Raw genomic sequence first — 14413 nt, 5'->3', positions numbered from 1 at the left:
CGGTGGATCACGAGCGGCAGCGGTGGCGCAGCCGCGCCAGCCACCAGACCTCGTTGGTCGAGTTGTTCAGGACGGTTGGGTGCGCGCCTCCACCGGCGGTGTGCGCAGCAGCCTCCGGGTGGGCAGCTCGGTGGACAGGAAGGTGATCACCACCACCACGACCGCGATCAGCGGGAGCAACCACGCTGGCCCAGCGGGCCATGGTCGGCCCAGGAAGCTGGTGGACAGCAGCACCACGGGCACGGTCGACAGCAGCAGACCAGCGGTCAGGGACACCGCGCAGACCAGTGCCGCCTCGCGCCGCACCATCGCCAGGACCTGCCGCGCGGTGGCACCGGTCAGCCGCAGGGTGGCGATTTCGCCGCGTCGTTGGGCGGTGGCGGCGACCACCTTGTTCGTGATCCCGATCAGCAGGTAGCCGAGCAGCACCGCCAGCACGGCGATGTTCACCCACAGCTCAGGGCTCACCTCGGCCGCACCGCCGAGCGCGGCAACGGGATCGCCGAGGACCACACCGGGGCGGGACCCGGCGACGGCGGCGAGGTCCTGCCTGGCCAGGTCGGTGCCATCGGTGCGGATCAGGAGGCTGTCGTCCAGCCCGGTGCTGGTGTGCCCGGCCACGAGGTCACGGGAGAGCACCACCGGGCCGAAGCCGAGACCGCGCGCGTAGGTGGCGACGACCCTGGCGGTGACCTCGGTGCCGTCACCGAGGACGAGGCCCACCTCGCTGCCCACCGGCGCACCGCGCGACCTGGCCCACCCGGTGTCGACGGCGATGGTGTCTCCGGTCAGCTCGGCGAGGTCACCGGCGCGCACGTCGAGGTCGAGCACCTCCGGCGCGGCAGCGGTCAGGACGAGCGCGGAGGTGCTCTCCACCTCGGTCTCGCCAGCGAACTGGTAGGGCCACAGGACCGTGGTGCTGGAGACCGGGACCGCGGCCCGCACGCCCGGGCGGGCCGCCGCCGCGGCGGCCAGATCAGCAGGCACACCACCGAGTTTCGGGGCGCTGGCGCTGATCTGCGCCCGGTTGCCCGCCACCACGTCATCGGCGGTGGCCGCCGCCAGGGTCGTCTGCGTGAAGGTGTAGGTGATCGCGAAGACCACCGCCATGGCCAGGGTGGTGCTGGCCGCGGCCACCCGCAGCGCGTGGTCCCGGCCGTTGACCACCGCGAGCCAACTCGGCGCGGAGGCCCCCGCGGGCAGCTTCCGCTCGAGGGCGCGGCCGACCCAGCCGACCAGCGCCGGGCCGACCAGCGCGAGCCCGACCACCGCGACGATCCCGGCGGTCGCCGTGGTGGCGGCCCCGAGCTGCGAGCGGACCACCAGCGGCGTCGCCGAGACCGCCGTGGCACCGGCGATCAGCAGGAGCCCGGCCCACGTCCGGAACCTCGACGGAACCCGCGGTTCGCTCCGCGACTCCGACACCGCCTCGGTGGCCGGGAGGCGGGACGTCCGCCACGCCGCGCAGCGGGCGGCCACCTGCACGACGACGACCACGAGCAGCCCCGCGCCGATCGCCGGCAGCGGGCTGGTGCTCAGCGCCAACGTGGGCGGCACCAGGCCGATCGAGGTGAGCAGCCCCCGGAACTGGTCGGCCAGCAGGTATCCGGCGGCGAGGCCGAGTGCCGTGCTGGGAAGCGCGGCGGTGGTGGCCTGCGCGGCCGCGTACCTGCGGATCTGCCGGGGCAGGGCCCCGATGGCGCGCAGCAGCGCGAGGTCCTGCCGTTGCGCCCCCACCGACACGGCGGACGCGCCACCCACGATGAACCCGGTGATCAGCAGCACGGTTCCGGCCATCGAGAACGCGAGCAGCGGGAGCAGGGACCGGGCCGCCGCGGCGGACAGGTCTTCGACGTCACCGATCTCCGGACCGGTGGACACCACGAACCCGTGCACGGCCTTGCGCGCCTCGTCGGCGACCAGCTCGGCAGCGCCGGGCGCGGTTCGCAGCGCCACCAGGTCGACGGTGCTGCCGCCACCAGCGAGCTCAGCCGCGATGTGGTCAGCGAAGTAGACCCCACCCCGCTGCGGCGTGGTGATCACTGCCGACACGCGGTGGTCGCCCTGCTGCCCGGCCGCGCTGATCACCACCCGGTCGCCGGGCCGAACACCTGCCGCGGTCGCGAGGTCGTCGTCGAGGGCGACCTCGCCAGGACCGGCAGGCGCCACACCGAAGACGTGCGGCGCGTCGAACAAGGACGTCGAGGACCAGCCGTGCCCGCCAGTGCGCGGGTCCGCCACTGCCACGACTTCGCCTCGAGCGTCGATGACCGCAGCGGGGAAGCTCACGTCACCCACCGCCGTCGTGACCCGGGGCAGCCGAGCCAACCGGGCGGTCAGGTCGGCCGGCACCCCGGCGCGTTCCGGCAGCGCGATGGGCAGATCACCGGCTGGGGTGTAGGACTGCTCGGCCGACACGACGACGTCGGCCTCGGCGAGGCGTTCAGCCGGGGCGTGCGAGCGCAGACCGGACTCGGCGATCACCGCGGTGCAGGTGATGAGTGCAGCGCCGACGAGCGTGGCGCACGCGATCGCGAGCAGGGCGGCGACCCGGTGGCGGGCCGCGGACGAGGCCAGGCGCAGCATCGCCTACTCCGCTCCGAGTTCGGTGACCCGCTTGGCGAGGTCGGCGGCGCTGGGTGCGTCCACTGTGTCCACGATCCGCCCGTCGGCCATGAGCAGCACGCGGTCGGCGTGCGCGGCTGCGGCGGCGTCGTGGGTGACCATGACAACGGTCTGCCCGAGGTCGCGCGCCAGCTCGCGGAGCAGGTCGAGCACGTCCCGGGCACTGCGCAGGTCCAGCGCGCCTGTTGGTTCGTCGGCGAAGACGACCGCCGGGCGGGTCACCAGTGCCCGGACGATGGCCGCCCGCTGCTGCTGTCCGCCGGAGAGCTCGGCCGGGCGGCGGGCGAGGTGGTCGGTCAGACCAACGCGGTCGACCAGCGTGCGCAACCAGTCCTCGTCCGGCGCGGTGCCCGCCAACCGCAGGGGCAGGGTGAGGTTGTCCGCGATGCTCAGCGAGGGCAGCAGGTTGTAGGCCTGGAAGACGAAACCCACGCTCTTCCGGCGCAGTTCGGTGCGCGGGGTCTCGCTCATCTCGCTGATGACCGCGCCGTCGAGGACGACCTGCCCACTGGTCGGGGTGTCCAGGCCGGAAGCGCAGTGCATCAACGTGCTCTTGCCCGATCCGGACGGCCCCATCACGGCGGTGAAGGTGCCGCGCCGCACGGTCAGGCTCACCTCGTCGAGCGCCCGCGGGCCGTGGGGGTAGGTCTTGGTGACTCGCGTCAGTTCAAGGGTGGACAGCGTCTTCGTCCTTCTCGGTCGGTCGGTTGCCGTGCTCATGGCCTGCGGCGCCGGTTCTGGTAGTGGTGGACGACCAGGCCGGTGCCGCTGGCGGCGGTGAGCACCCCGAACCCGAGTACCACGGCGACATCCAGGGTCGTGGCCGAGGCGACCAGGTTCCCGGCGGCGCTGAACACCAGCACCAGCCACAGCAGCGGCCGCAGCGTCCCGGAACCACCACTGGTCGGCCTGGTTCCCGGGTCGTCGGACTTCTCCGCGCTGTGGTCGGTCACGGGCGCTCCACGGTCGACGGCCTGTCAGGTCCCACCGAACCTATGAGCCCCGTGGCGCCGGGACGATCCCGCGAACTGGACGCTTCTGGTACAGCAGGCACTACTTCCCGAGCCGAGAACCGCACCGCCGCGCTGCTCCCGTGGTGTCCTAGCATTCGATCTTCACCAAGGAGGTGCGGCGGATGTCGACCCGCGAACCCCCGGGGCCGAGCCGTGCGCGGAAGCTGGCCGCCCGCGCGCGCGACACCATGGACGCGTTCGAACACCTCGTCGGCGGGTTGGGCACCGCGATCATGGTTGTCGGCGCCTTGCTCGCGCTCACCGCGACCGCGCTGCTGTGCCTGGTGGGTGTGGGCCTCCTCGTGGCCCCCTGGACGCTGCGGGTGGTGCGCCTGATCGCCGACCGGGAGCGCGCGCGGCTCTCGCGCTGGGACGCGGCGATCATCAACCCGGGGCCGGTGCCGCCCGGTCTGGTCACCGCCCTGAAGGACCCGGCGGTGCGCCGCGAGCTGGGGTGGACCGCCTGCCACGGCACCCTCGGGCTGGCGCTGTCCCTGGTCGGCGTGACGCTGGTGCTGTACGTGGTCACCAACGGCACCTTTCCGCTGTGGTGGCACCTGGTCCCGCCGGAGGAGGCCTCCGACTCGCTGGAGCTCGTGCTCGTCCGCAGCACCCAGGACGCCCTCTGGGTGAGCTTGATGGGCTTGGGCTGGCTGGTGGTCGTCTTCCTCGTCCTGCCCGGCATGGCCCGGCTGCAGGCGTGGCCCGGACGCCGCCTGCTCGGCCCCGGCCCCGGTGCCGACCTCGCCCTGCGGGTCGCGGAGCTGACCGCGACCCGAGCCGCCGCGCTGGACGCGCACGCCGCCGAGCTACGGCGCATCGAACGTGCGCTGCACGACGGCGCGCAGAACCGGCTCGTCGCAGTGAACGTCCTGCTCGGCGCGTCCCGCCGGGCGCTGGCCCGGAACCCGTCCGAAGCCCTGGAGGTCCTGGACCGCGCCCAGGACACCGCGGAGGAAGCGCTCCAGGAGCTGCGCCGGGTGGTCCGCAGCATCCTGCCGCCCGGACTGGCCGACCGCAGCCTCCCCGACGCCCTCACCGCCCTGGCGGCGGCCTGCCCGGTGGACTGCCAGATCGACGCCGACCTGCCCCAGCGGTGCGCCGCGTCCGTCGAGGCGACGGCCTACTTCGTGGTGGCCGAGGCGCTGACCAACATCGCCAAGCACAGCGGCGCCCGGCGGGCCGGGGTACGGCTCCGCCACCGGGATGGCGAGCTGCGGGTGGAGATCACCGACGATGGACGCGGCGGCGCCGACGAGCGCAGCGGGTCCGGGATCACCGGCATGCGCCACCGGGTCGAAGCCGTCGACGGAACCTTCTCGCTGGTCAGCCCGACCGGCGGCCCTACTGCCCTGACTGCGAGCCTGCCATGCGGATAGTGATAGCCGAGGACGACCTGCTGCTGCGCGAAGGCGTGTCGCTGCTGCTGCGCGCCGAGTCGCTCGACGTCGTGGCCACCACCAGCACGCCGGAGGACTTCCTGGCCGCGGTCGAGGCGCACCGGCCGGACGTGGCCATCGTCGACGTCCGGATGCCCCCGACGCACACCGACGAGGGCATCGTCGCCGCCGTCGAGGCCCGGCGGCGGCAGCCGGGCCTGGCCGTGCTCGTCCTGTCGGCCTACGTCGAGCAGGCCTTCGCCACGGAGCTGCTGGCCCGCGACACCAGCCGACTGGGGTACCTGCTCAAGGAACGCGTCGGGCGCGTCGAGGAGTTCCTGGAAGCGCTGCACCGGGTGGCGGGCGGCGGCATGGCCATCGATCCGGAGGTCATCGCCCAGTTCATGACAAGGACACGACCCGACGCCGGGCTGCAACGCCTCAGCGCGCGGGAACGCGACGTGCTGGCGCTGATGGCCGAAGGACTCGGCAACGGCGCCATCGCGGAGCGGCTCCACGTCACGAACGGGGCGGTCCACAAGCACATCCGCAACATCTTCGCCAAGCTGGACCTCGCGCCGACCGACCGCGCGGACCGCCGGGTCGCCGCGGTCCTACGCTACCTCGACAACACCCAGGGGCGGTAGCGCTGACAAGGCAATATCGGGCCACAGTGGACACTCCCGCGCCGGGCAGCGAGACGGGTTCGACCTGACCCTGGCGGACACCTCGACCCGCTCGCCGCAGCCGCGGTCGCGCCCGGTGTCCCGGCACCCGAGCAACGCGGAGCCGCCGCCCCGGTCCGGAGCAGCGGCTCGGCATTCCACAGTGGACTACGCTCAGCAGAGCTTGGGCGTCAGGTTGAGCCCGACGTCGAGGACGTTCAGGTTCTGGCCGACCCCGCCGCACGGCTGGGCCGCGCGGTTCTCGGTGGTGGCCTGGGTGGCGGAGACGGCGTAGGACCCGACGAGCACCGCTGCGGCGAATCCGGCTGCGGCGGCGAAACGGGCGATGGCTCGGTGCATCGACTTCTCCTCACTGGTTGGGGACGATCACCAACTTGCCGGAGATCAACGCCCGCGCTCGTTCACTGCCACCAATGAGCGTCACGCGAAACTTCCTCAACCCCGCTCGCGGGGGTTGCCGGTGTTCGCGGGCGCTGGGCACTTCCTCTCCGAGGACGACCCGCAGAGCACCGGAGCCGAACTGATCCGTTTCCGCAAAAGCGACCGGCAGCCGGATTCGACGACGGCCCCAGGTGTTGACCGGTCCGGGAAACCAAAGCTCGGCAGCGCACTGCCGTCGAAACCCCACACGACCGATAACCACAGGTCAGAGCCGCACTGCAGGCAATGCGGCGAGAAATCAAGCCCGCGAGAGGTAGCATTCCCGGCTATTTGTCAAATTGTTCCGGCGAACTGGGCTTTTGGAGATTCCCGATTGTTCCCGGTACCGTTCAGAACCACCGGGAATTCGCAGTCGGGGGCGCCTTGCGCCCTCTGACGGCCGCTGAACGGAGGCCCCGCCATCCCCACTCGAACACCCGCAGTTCCTGACCGGTTGCAGGCGACGTTCCGGCCCGCGGCGGCCGAGCTGGCCCTCTGGGGCACGGCGGACCCCGCGGCGGCTGCCCGCGAGCTCGGCTTCCCGGGAGGTCGCGCGGACGTGCTGGCCACCGTGCTGCCCGGCGACGGCGAGGTCGTCGCGGCGGAGGTCCCCGCCGTCGCGGTGCCGATCCCCGACGCGTTGGCCCCACTCGCCGCGATGCCGTCCCCCGAGCGCTGGCCCGCGTGGCAACGCCCCGGGGACGCGCTGATCGCCTGGAGCGTGGCGGCGAAGCTGGCGTTGGAGCACGTCACCGCCGGGCACCTGGTGCCCGACGTGCGCGGCAGCAGCGCGTGCTGGCGGTTGGCGAACCTGGGAGACAGCCGGTTGGCCGCGCTGGCCGCGGCGATGCCCCCGGCCGCGCACGCGTTGCGCTGCGACGGCGGGGTGTGGGCAGCCTCCGAGGTGCTGGCCGCCTTCGGCGACCTCGTCGCCGACACCTGCGCGCGTGGTGCGTCGATCACCGGTGACGGCACCTGGGCCGGGGCGTGGGTCACCGCGCTGACCGGCCCGGATCCGACCGTCGAGCTGGACGAGCCCACCCGGTCGGCGCTGCAGGAGTGGGCGCAGGGGCTCCCGTCGGAACCGGTCGCACCGCTCGGCGGGACGCTGGTGCTGCGGCTGGAGGTCCCCGCCGACGACGACGGCCCCTGGGCGCTGAGCTTCCACCTGCGCACCGATGCCGACCCGGCGGCGCCAGTACCGGCCGAGCGCGTCTGGTCCGGTGCCGCGGAGCTGCCCGGAGCACCGCAGGACGCGCTGGTGCACGGGCTCGCCGAGGCCGCGCGCGTCTTCCGGCCGCTGGACACGGCGTTGTCCGAACCGCGGCCTGCGCAGGCGCGACTGGACGTCGGGCAGGCCGCGGAGTTCCTGGCCACCGGGCAGCGGGAGCTGGTCGCGGCGGGCATCGCCGTTGAGGTGCCAGCGGATTTCGGCGGGGTGCGCCGACTGCGAGCGCGCCTGCACTCCGCGGACGACGGCGAGTTCCGCTGGGAAGCCGTGGTCGGCGACCAGGTGCTGCGCGCGGACGAGCTCGACGAGCTGATCGCGCTGGGTCGACCGCTGGTGCGCTGGCGCGGCCGGTGGGTCAGCGTGGACGCACGGGAGGCGGCGGAGGTCCGGGCCAGGCTCGGGACGACGCAGGTGCTGTCGGAGTCCGAGGCGCTGGCCGCCGTGCTGGAAGGGCGGCGGAGCACCGAGTTCGGCGAGGTCGACGTCTCGGCCGGGGGCCGGTTGCGGGCGCTGGTGGACCGGCTCGGCGAGCCACCGCCCGAACCGCGGCTGACCGGTGTCGACGCCACGCTGCGCGACTACCAGCGGCGGGGTGCCGCCTGGTTGCAGGGCATGGCCGAGCTGGGCTTCGGCGCGGTGCTGGCCGACGACATGGGGTTGGGCAAGACGCTGCAGACCATCGCGCTGCTGGCCTCGCGCGCCGGGGACCGGCCGCAGCTGGTGGTGTGCCCGACCTCGGTGGTGGACAACTGGCAGCGCGAGCTGCAGCGCTTCGCCCCGGGGCTCCCGGTGGTCCGCCACCACGGCCCGCGCCGCCCCACCGACCCCGCCGCGTTCGCCCCCGGGTGCGTGGTGATCACCACCTATCCGCTGCTGCGGTCGGACACCCTGTTGTCCGATGTGGACTGGGACGTGGCGGTGCTGGACGAGGCGCAGCAGATCAAGAACCAGTTCGGCCGGACCGCCCAGGCCGCTGGCCGGTTGCGCGCCCGTGCCCGCGTGGCGCTGACCGGTACCCCGGTGGAGAACCGGCTCGCCGAGCTGTGGTCGATCATGCAGTTCGCGAACTCCGGGCTGCTCGGCGGGGCCCACCGCTTCAAGGAGCGGTTCGCGGTCCCCATCGAGCGGTGGCACGACGCCGGTGCCACCCATCGGCTGCGCTCGATCGTCGCCCCGTTCCTGCTGCGCCGCCGCAAGGCCGAGGTGGCCACCGACCTGCCGCCCAAGATCGAATCGGTGGTCACCTGCGCGCTGACCGACGAGCAGGCCGCCCTGTACCGCAGGGCGGTACGCGAGTCGCTGGACGCGGGCCTGGGCACCGGGATCGGGCGGCGCGGGCGCATCCTGAAGCTGCTCACCGCGCTCAAGCAGATCTGCAACCACCCGGCGCACCACCTCGGCGAGCCCGGCCCGCTGCGCGGGAGGTCCGGCAAGCTCACCCGCGCCACCGAGATGCTGGGCGAGGTGGTCGCCGCCGGCGACCGGGCGCTGGTGTTCACCCAGTACCGGGCGATGGGCGAGCTACTGGCCGGTCACCTCGCCGACGAGCTGGGCCTGCCCGGGGTGCCGTTCCTGCACGGCGGGCTCAGCACCGCGCGGCGGCAGGCCATGGTGGACGCCTTCCAGGACGACGACACCGCGGCCCCGCTGCTCGTCATCAGCCTCAAGGCCGGTGGCACCGGGCTGAACCTGACCCGCGCCACGCACGTGCTGCACTACGACCGCTGGTGGAACCCCGCGGTGGAGGACCAGGCGACCGACCGCGCGCACCGGATCGGCCAGTCCCGCCGCGTGCACGTGCACAAGCTCGTCGCGCACGGAACGCTCGAGGAGCGCATCGCCGAACTGCTGGAGCACAAGCGCGCGCTGGCCGATTCGGTGGTCGGCAGCGGTGAGTCCTGGCTGACCGAGCTCACCGACGAAGCGCTGCGCGAACTCGTCGAACTGTCCACGGAGGACTGATGTCGCAGAACTCGGGCGCCACTGCCTTCGGCGCCACCTGGTGGGGGCGGCGCTGGCGGCGCGCGCTGGAATCGCTCGGCGCCACCTACCCGAACCCCCGCCTGCCGCAAGGACGTTCGCTGGCGCGCAACGGTGCCGTGCGGGACCTCGTCGTCGAACCGGGGTCGGTCCACGCCCAGGTGCACGCGCGCAGCAAGGTCCTCGACGTGGTGCTGACGCTGCCGGTGTTCACCGACGCCGAGTGGCGGACCGCCGTCACGGCGCTGGCCGGGCAGCTCCGGCACGCCGCCGCGCTGCTGCGGGGCGAGCTGCCGGAGGACGTGGACGACACGCTGCGCGAGGTCGACCTGTCGCTGTTCCCGAAGACCGGGGAGCTGCGCTCCACGTGCACCTGCACCAGCCGCGCGGATCCGTGCGCGCACGCGACGGCGGTGCACTACGTGCTGGCACCGGCTCTGGACAGCGACCCGTTCCTGCTGACCCGCCTGCGCGGCCGGGACCGCGACCCGCTCCTCGCCGAACTCCGCGCGACTCGCTCCGCCACGCACCTGGACCCGTCCACGCTGTTCACCGCGCGCGACGACCTCGCGGCGATCGAGCTGCACCCGCACCAGCCCGACGACCGGACGCCGGAGGCGCTGCACCTGCTCGGCCCGGCTCCGGGCATCGGCGAGCACGCCTGGCAGCAGCTGGTCACCGCAGCTCAGCGCGCCCGCGTCCGCGCGTGGGAGCTGGCCGAGGAGTCCTGACCGTCAGGGCTTGACCGCGACGGCCCCGTACATGTGGACGTGCTCGTCGGCGACCTCGGCCGCGGCGGCGTCCGGGTGCCAGCGGTTGACCAGGACGACGCCGGGGTCGAGCAGGTCGAGGCCATCGAAGAAGCGCTCCACCTCGGCCTTGGTGCGGGACCTGAGCGGGAGGCCGTTGGCGTTGTAGGCCGCCACCCCACGCCGGACCTCCTCCGGCGCGCTGATCTCGGTGGTCATCGACAGCGCCACGGCGCTGCGTGGCGGCAACGGATCGACCATCCGGCGCACCAGGTCGATGGCCACCTCGTCGTCCGGGATGAAGTGCACGATCGCGAGCAGGCTCAGCGCCACCGGTTCGTCCGGGTCGAAGACCTCGGCGAACTCGGTGGACTCCAGGATGGCCGCCGGCTGGTGCAGGTCCGCGTCGACGTAGGCCGTGCGGCCCTCCGGGGTGCTGGTCAGCAGCGCACGCGCGTGCACCAGCACGATCGGGTCGTTGTCCACGTAGAGCACCCGCGAGGTGGGGTCGACCTTTTGTGCCACCTCGTGCAGGTTCGGCGAGGTCGGCAAACCCGTCCCGATGTCGAGGAACTGCCGGTAGCCCCGCTCGGCCAGGAACCGCGTCACCCGGCACATGAAGTCCCGGTTCGCCCGCATCGACTTCGGCAGGTTCGGCCAGTCCGCGGTGATCGACCCGGCGGCCTCGCGGTCGGCGGCGAAGTTGTCCCGGCCGCCCAGCAGGTAGTCGTAGACCCGCGCGGTGTGCGGCACATCCGTGCGCAGGTCGGCCGGCGGGTGCTGCTCGGTCGTGTGCTTCACTACCCAGTCCACGAGACGCTCCAGCATTGATCACCTGGTGGTCCGAACCACCCTAGCTCGCCCGGATAACGCCTTGATCCCGAGATCGAGAACACCTGGGGTTTGGGAAGAGGTGCCCCGCCGGGCTGCGACGGGGCACCTCCGGTCTGGTTGGTCAGGCCGCGACCGGCTGCGGGACCGCGACCGGACGCTCCACCGGCTGGTGCTCGACGACCGGCTCCAGCACGGGCTCCAGCTCCGGCTCCAGCTCGGCGACCGGCTCCAGCACGGGCTCCGCGACGGGCTGGCGCTTGCGGTCCACGCCCGCCAACGTCGCGGCCAGCGCGATCCCGATCGCCGCCAGGCCCACGCCCACCACGTTCGGCGCCAGCAGCCCGAGGCCGCCCGCGATCACCAGGCCGCCCGCGTAGGCACCGATGGAGTTGGCGATGTTGAAGGCGGACTGCAGCGCGGCCGACACCAGCGACGGCGCACCACCGGCCTTGTCCATCACCAGGGCCTGCATGATCGGCGCGACCATGAAGCCGACGGCGCCGATGGCGAACACCGTCACTGCGGCGGCCACCTTGTTGCCGGAGGTGAAGGTGAACAGGCCGAGCACCGCGGCCACTCCGACCAGCGCGGCGAACACGCCGGGCATCACGGCCTTGTCCGCGATCCGGCCGCCGATGAAGTTGCCCGCGGTCATGCCCAGCCCGGCCAGCGCGAGCAGCAGCGTGACGGCGGTCGGCGAGTAGCCGGAGACGTCGGTGAGGATCGGGGTCAGGTAGCTCAGCACCGCGAAGGTGCCGCCGAGGCCGAAGGTGACGATCGCCAGCGCCAGCCACACCTGCGGCGAGCGGAAGGCGGCGAGCTGCTCGCGCACCGCGGAGCCGCCCGCTGCGGGCCGCCCCTGGTCCGGGACCAGCCAGGCGAGGGCGGCCACGCCCGCCGCCCCGATGGCGGCGACCACGACGAAGGTGGCCCGCCAGCCGAACTGCTGCCCGAGCAGCGTGCCCAGCGGCACACCGACGACGTTGGCCAGCGTCAGGCCCATGAACATCATGGACACGGCCTTGGCTTTGTTGCCCGGCCCGGCCATGCTGGCGGCGACCACGGCCCCGGCGCCGAAGAAGGCACCGTGCGGCAACCCGGTCAGGAAGCGGAAGGCCACGCCCACCCCGGCGCTGGGCGCCAGCGCGAAGAGGGCGTTGCCCGCGGTGAACAGGCCCATCGTGAGGACGAGCATCGTCTTGCGGGACAACCGGGCACCCAGCAGCGTCAATGCCGGTGCTCCGACAACCACACCGAGGGCGTAGCCGGAGATCAAGTTGCCCGCGGTCGGGAGGGACACACCGAGATCGGCGGCGGCCTGGGGCAGCACACCCATCATCACGAACTCGGCGGTGCCGATGGCGAAGGCGCCCACGGCGAGTGCGACCAGCGCGAAGGGCACAGTTCTCCTCTCGGGGAAGGCTGGGAAGTCGGTGGGCCCAGGTCGCCGCAGGTCGGGGAAGCGACGAACTGGATCGATAAAGAGCTAGTCCGGAGGGAGGACGACCATCTTGTCGGAGTGGTGCCCCCATCGGCTGCCTGGAATCCAGTTTCCGGGCCGCACCCCCCGGATGTCCATCCGAAATGAGGTGAACCGAAACACGCAGTAGCCAAACCCGAGGGACTACGTAACCCACATGGGCGACACAGGGGGGTTTCGACCCCCGCCAGTCACTCCCCGTTGCTGAGGCCCAGCACCACCTCGTACGCCTGGCGCCGCGACCAACCGGCCGAGTCGATCAGCGCCCGCGAGATCGTCTTCTGCGACACGCCCTGCGCGAGCAGCGCCCGAATCAAGCCGTTCGCGTCGACCTCGGTGTCCGCACCGGCGTCCCCGGCGGGCGCGACGCAGCAGAAGACGTCGATGCCGGCGGGCAGCCCCGAGGCACCCCGCCGGGGCCGCTCCGAGGTGACCAGCGTCGTCACCGCGCGCTCGCCCGCCGCCTCCGCGAGGATCCCCGGCAGCTGGTCGGAGGCGGACCGGAAGACCACAGCGGCGTTCGCGTGCCGACGGACGGCCCGGACGATGCCGCGCCGCCCGGTGTCGTCGACCAGCACCACCGGGCTGCGGGTCGAAGTCGTCGCGGCCACCGCCAGCTGCGGCGGCAACCCCAGCACCTCGAACGGCACCTCTGCCCCGCCGAGCAACCCCGCGACCACGTCACTGCGAGCGCTGATCGCCGACACCACCAGGACGCGCTCGCCCTGCTCCAGCGCGGCGCCGAGCCGCCCGAGGTCGGCCTTGCGCGCATCGACCACGGGACGCCCGCTGTCGACCAGCGCACGAGCGGACTGGTCCTCGACAACCACATGGTCGGCGCAGGCCACTTCGGCCGCCAGCCGCGGCGCATCGCCCTCGCGCGCGTGGAAGAGGACGAGCCCGCCCGCGACGTCGAGATCGCGCTCCACGGTGATGTCCACTTCGGCCCCGGGCTCGCGCAGCACGTCGAGAAGTTCGCGGGGAAGCGTGCTCGCCGCGAGATCGGCGTCGGTGGCCAACGTGTTCAGCAGCCGCTCGGAACTCCGGCGCACCACAGCCGTCGACCCGGGACGCCACAGCGAATTCGCCACCGCCCGCGCAGTTGCGCTGCGCTCCCCCGCGCTGATGGTGATCCGCACCGGCCCGGCGATGCCCGGCGCCGCGAGCTCACGCACCTCGGCAGCCACCCCGACAACGCACGTCGCCCGCTGGGTGATCTCCGCGTCGACGGCGAACTCCAGGGTCTTGCCGTGCGTGGCGCGGATGTCGGCGTGCCCGCGGCACACCATGCGCAGCAACGCGTCCCCCACCGCGGTCACCCCCCGATGACGCCGGTGAGCCCGAGGACGTCGAGCTCGTCGCGGGTCGACCCCAGCCGCCGGGTCCACGAGGTGGCCAGCGCGTCCAGCTCCTCGGCGCCGAAGTAGCGCGCCTCCTCCAGGGTCCACCCGGCCGCCGCGTAGTACGGGGCGAGCAGCTCCATCGCCGACTCCGGGGTCGGCTCCGGGTGGTCGCCGACCTCCGGGACGGGCGGCCGCCAGGCGTGCAGGTTGAGCGTGATCAGGAACTTCGCGCCAGGCACGCAGAGCTCCGCGAGCCCCTTCAGCATCCCGGTGTCCGAACCGAGCATCCCGCGCAGCAGGCTCCCCCACGGCATCAGGGAGTGCAGTTCGGTGACGCCGCGCAGCTCCGGCGGCGGGTTCTCCGCGGACGCCCACACGCAGAGCAGGTTCGGCACCCCGCCCTTCTTCGGCGAAGCAGCGGCCTTCCCGGCGATCTTCTGCATGTTGTCCTTGGCGGCGTCGAGCGCGATCACCAACGTGTCCTGCGCCCCACGGGCGAGCTGGTAGGCGTGCTTGGCGTTGCCCGCACCGACGTCGAGCACGACCCCGCCGGAACACCGGTCCGCCACCGCGTCGAACTCCTCCCCGGAGAACTCCACGACGTTCTTGCCCACCACCCTGCGCATGCGCTCAGTCTAGAGACCGCGCTCCCCGTGATCCCCGGCGCAGCGGC

Annotated in this window: 12 protein-coding genes; 4 read left to right on the top strand and 8 right to left on the bottom strand. The window is 72.9% G+C overall.

Translation table 11 applies throughout. From position 1 onward, the window contains the following. Positions 1–66: 66 nt before the first annotated feature. The 3 genes from ABT324_RS11675 to ABT324_RS11665 are packed head-to-tail and all read right to left on the bottom strand — an operon-like array spanning position 67 to position 3578. Positions 67–2586: an FtsX-like permease family protein gene (locus ABT324_RS11675; protein ID WP_351175199.1), complete on the bottom strand. Its 2520-nt coding sequence runs from the start codon at positions 2584–2586 to the stop codon at positions 67–69. A gap of 3 nt (positions 2587–2589) precedes the next feature. Beyond that, positions 2590–3345, bottom strand: a complete 756-nt coding sequence (locus ABT324_RS11670; protein WP_351175197.1) for an ABC transporter ATP-binding protein — start codon at positions 3343–3345, stop codon at positions 2590–2592. Continuing rightward, the gene (locus ABT324_RS11665; protein WP_351175195.1) at positions 3342–3578 is read right to left on the bottom strand and encodes a hypothetical protein; all 237 of its coding nucleotides are present in this window, start codon (positions 3576–3578) and stop codon (positions 3342–3344) included. Before ABT324_RS11665 ends, ABT324_RS11670 begins: the two co-directional genes overlap by 4 nt. 182 nt (positions 3579–3760) lie before the next feature. Between ABT324_RS11665 and ABT324_RS11660 the strand changes: the two genes are divergently transcribed. Both ABT324_RS11660 and ABT324_RS11655 read left to right on the top strand, forming a co-directional pair. Then, on the top strand, positions 3761–5017 hold the full coding sequence (locus ABT324_RS11660; protein WP_351175193.1) for a sensor histidine kinase: 1257 nt from the start codon (positions 3761–3763) through the stop codon (positions 5015–5017). Then, the gene (locus ABT324_RS11655; RefSeq protein ID WP_351175191.1) at positions 5008–5664 is read left to right on the top strand and encodes a response regulator transcription factor; all 657 of its coding nucleotides are present in this window, start codon (positions 5008–5010) and stop codon (positions 5662–5664) included. Before ABT324_RS11660 ends, ABT324_RS11655 begins: the two co-directional genes overlap by 10 nt. Before the next feature lie 192 nt (positions 5665–5856). Here ABT324_RS11655 and ABT324_RS11650 read toward each other — a convergent pair whose 3' ends face one another. Next, the gene (locus tag ABT324_RS11650) at positions 5857–6042 is read right to left on the bottom strand and encodes a hypothetical protein (RefSeq protein ID WP_351175189.1); all 186 of its coding nucleotides are present in this window, start codon (positions 6040–6042) and stop codon (positions 5857–5859) included. Between the two features lie 535 nt (positions 6043–6577). Here ABT324_RS11650 and ABT324_RS11645 point away from each other — a divergent pair. Further along, positions 6578–9316, top strand: coding sequence for a DEAD/DEAH box helicase (locus tag ABT324_RS11645; RefSeq protein ID WP_351175187.1), 2739 nt, complete (start codon positions 6578–6580; stop codon positions 9314–9316). After that, positions 9316–10065, top strand: coding sequence for an SWIM zinc finger family protein (locus ABT324_RS11640; protein WP_351175185.1), 750 nt, complete (start codon positions 9316–9318; stop codon positions 10063–10065). Before ABT324_RS11645 ends, ABT324_RS11640 begins: the two co-directional genes overlap by 1 nt. A gap of 3 nt (positions 10066–10068) precedes the next feature. On the opposite strand, the gene ABT324_RS11635 is transcribed toward ABT324_RS11640, so the two are convergent. The 4 genes from ABT324_RS11635 to kamC all read right to left on the bottom strand — a co-directional run bounded on the left by ABT324_RS11635 (position 10069) and on the right by kamC (position 14366). Beyond that, positions 10069–10896 carry an SAM-dependent methyltransferase gene (locus ABT324_RS11635; RefSeq protein ID WP_351175183.1) on the bottom strand — a complete coding sequence of 276 codons (828 nt, stop codon included), beginning with the start codon at positions 10894–10896 and terminating at the stop codon, positions 10069–10071. A 142-nt stretch (positions 10897–11038) separates the two neighbouring features. Further along, positions 11039–12319, bottom strand: coding sequence for an MFS transporter (locus ABT324_RS11630; protein WP_351175181.1), 1281 nt, complete (start codon positions 12317–12319; stop codon positions 11039–11041). A 269-nt stretch (positions 12320–12588) separates the two neighbouring features. Further along, a complete protein-coding gene (locus ABT324_RS11625; protein ID WP_351175179.1) occupies positions 12589–13716 on the bottom strand; it encodes a DUF371 domain-containing protein in 1128 nt (375 codons plus the stop codon). Continuing rightward, complete coding sequence (kamC, locus tag ABT324_RS11620; RefSeq protein ID WP_351175177.1) at positions 13713–14366, bottom strand: 16S rRNA (adenine(1408)-N(1))-methyltransferase KamC; 654 nt, start codon at positions 14364–14366, stop codon at positions 13713–13715. The genes ABT324_RS11625 and kamC overlap by 4 nt, the downstream gene beginning before the upstream one ends. Positions 14367–14413 lie beyond the last annotated feature (47 nt).

It is taken from the genome of Saccharopolyspora sp. NPDC000359 (genome assembly GCF_040300525.1).
GTDB lineage: Bacteria > Actinomycetota > Actinomycetes > Mycobacteriales > Pseudonocardiaceae > Saccharopolyspora.
Note: the sequence above shows the minus strand (reverse complement) of the source record. Positions and strands in the feature narration are given on the sequence as shown.

Coding starts and splice junctions, on each gene's coding strand:
- ABT324_RS11670 (WP_351175197.1), bottom strand. CDS start 3,345: ATGAGCACGGCAACCGACCGACCGAGAAGGACGAAGACGCTGTCCACC.
- ABT324_RS11660 (WP_351175193.1), top strand. CDS start 3,761: ATGTCGACCCGCGAACCCCCGGGGCCGAGCCGTGCGCGGAAGCTGGCC.
- ABT324_RS11650 (WP_351175189.1), bottom strand. CDS start 6,042: ATGCACCGAGCCATCGCCCGTTTCGCCGCCGCAGCCGGATTCGCCGCA.
- ABT324_RS11675 (WP_351175199.1), bottom strand. CDS start 2,586: ATGCTGCGCCTGGCCTCGTCCGCGGCCCGCCACCGGGTCGCCGCCCTG.
- ABT324_RS11640 (WP_351175185.1), top strand. CDS start 9,316: ATGTCGCAGAACTCGGGCGCCACTGCCTTCGGCGCCACCTGGTGGGGG.
- ABT324_RS11655 (WP_351175191.1), top strand. CDS start 5,008: ATGCGGATAGTGATAGCCGAGGACGACCTGCTGCTGCGCGAAGGCGTG.
- kamC (WP_351175177.1), bottom strand. CDS start 14,366: ATGCGCAGGGTGGTGGGCAAGAACGTCGTGGAGTTCTCCGGGGAGGAG.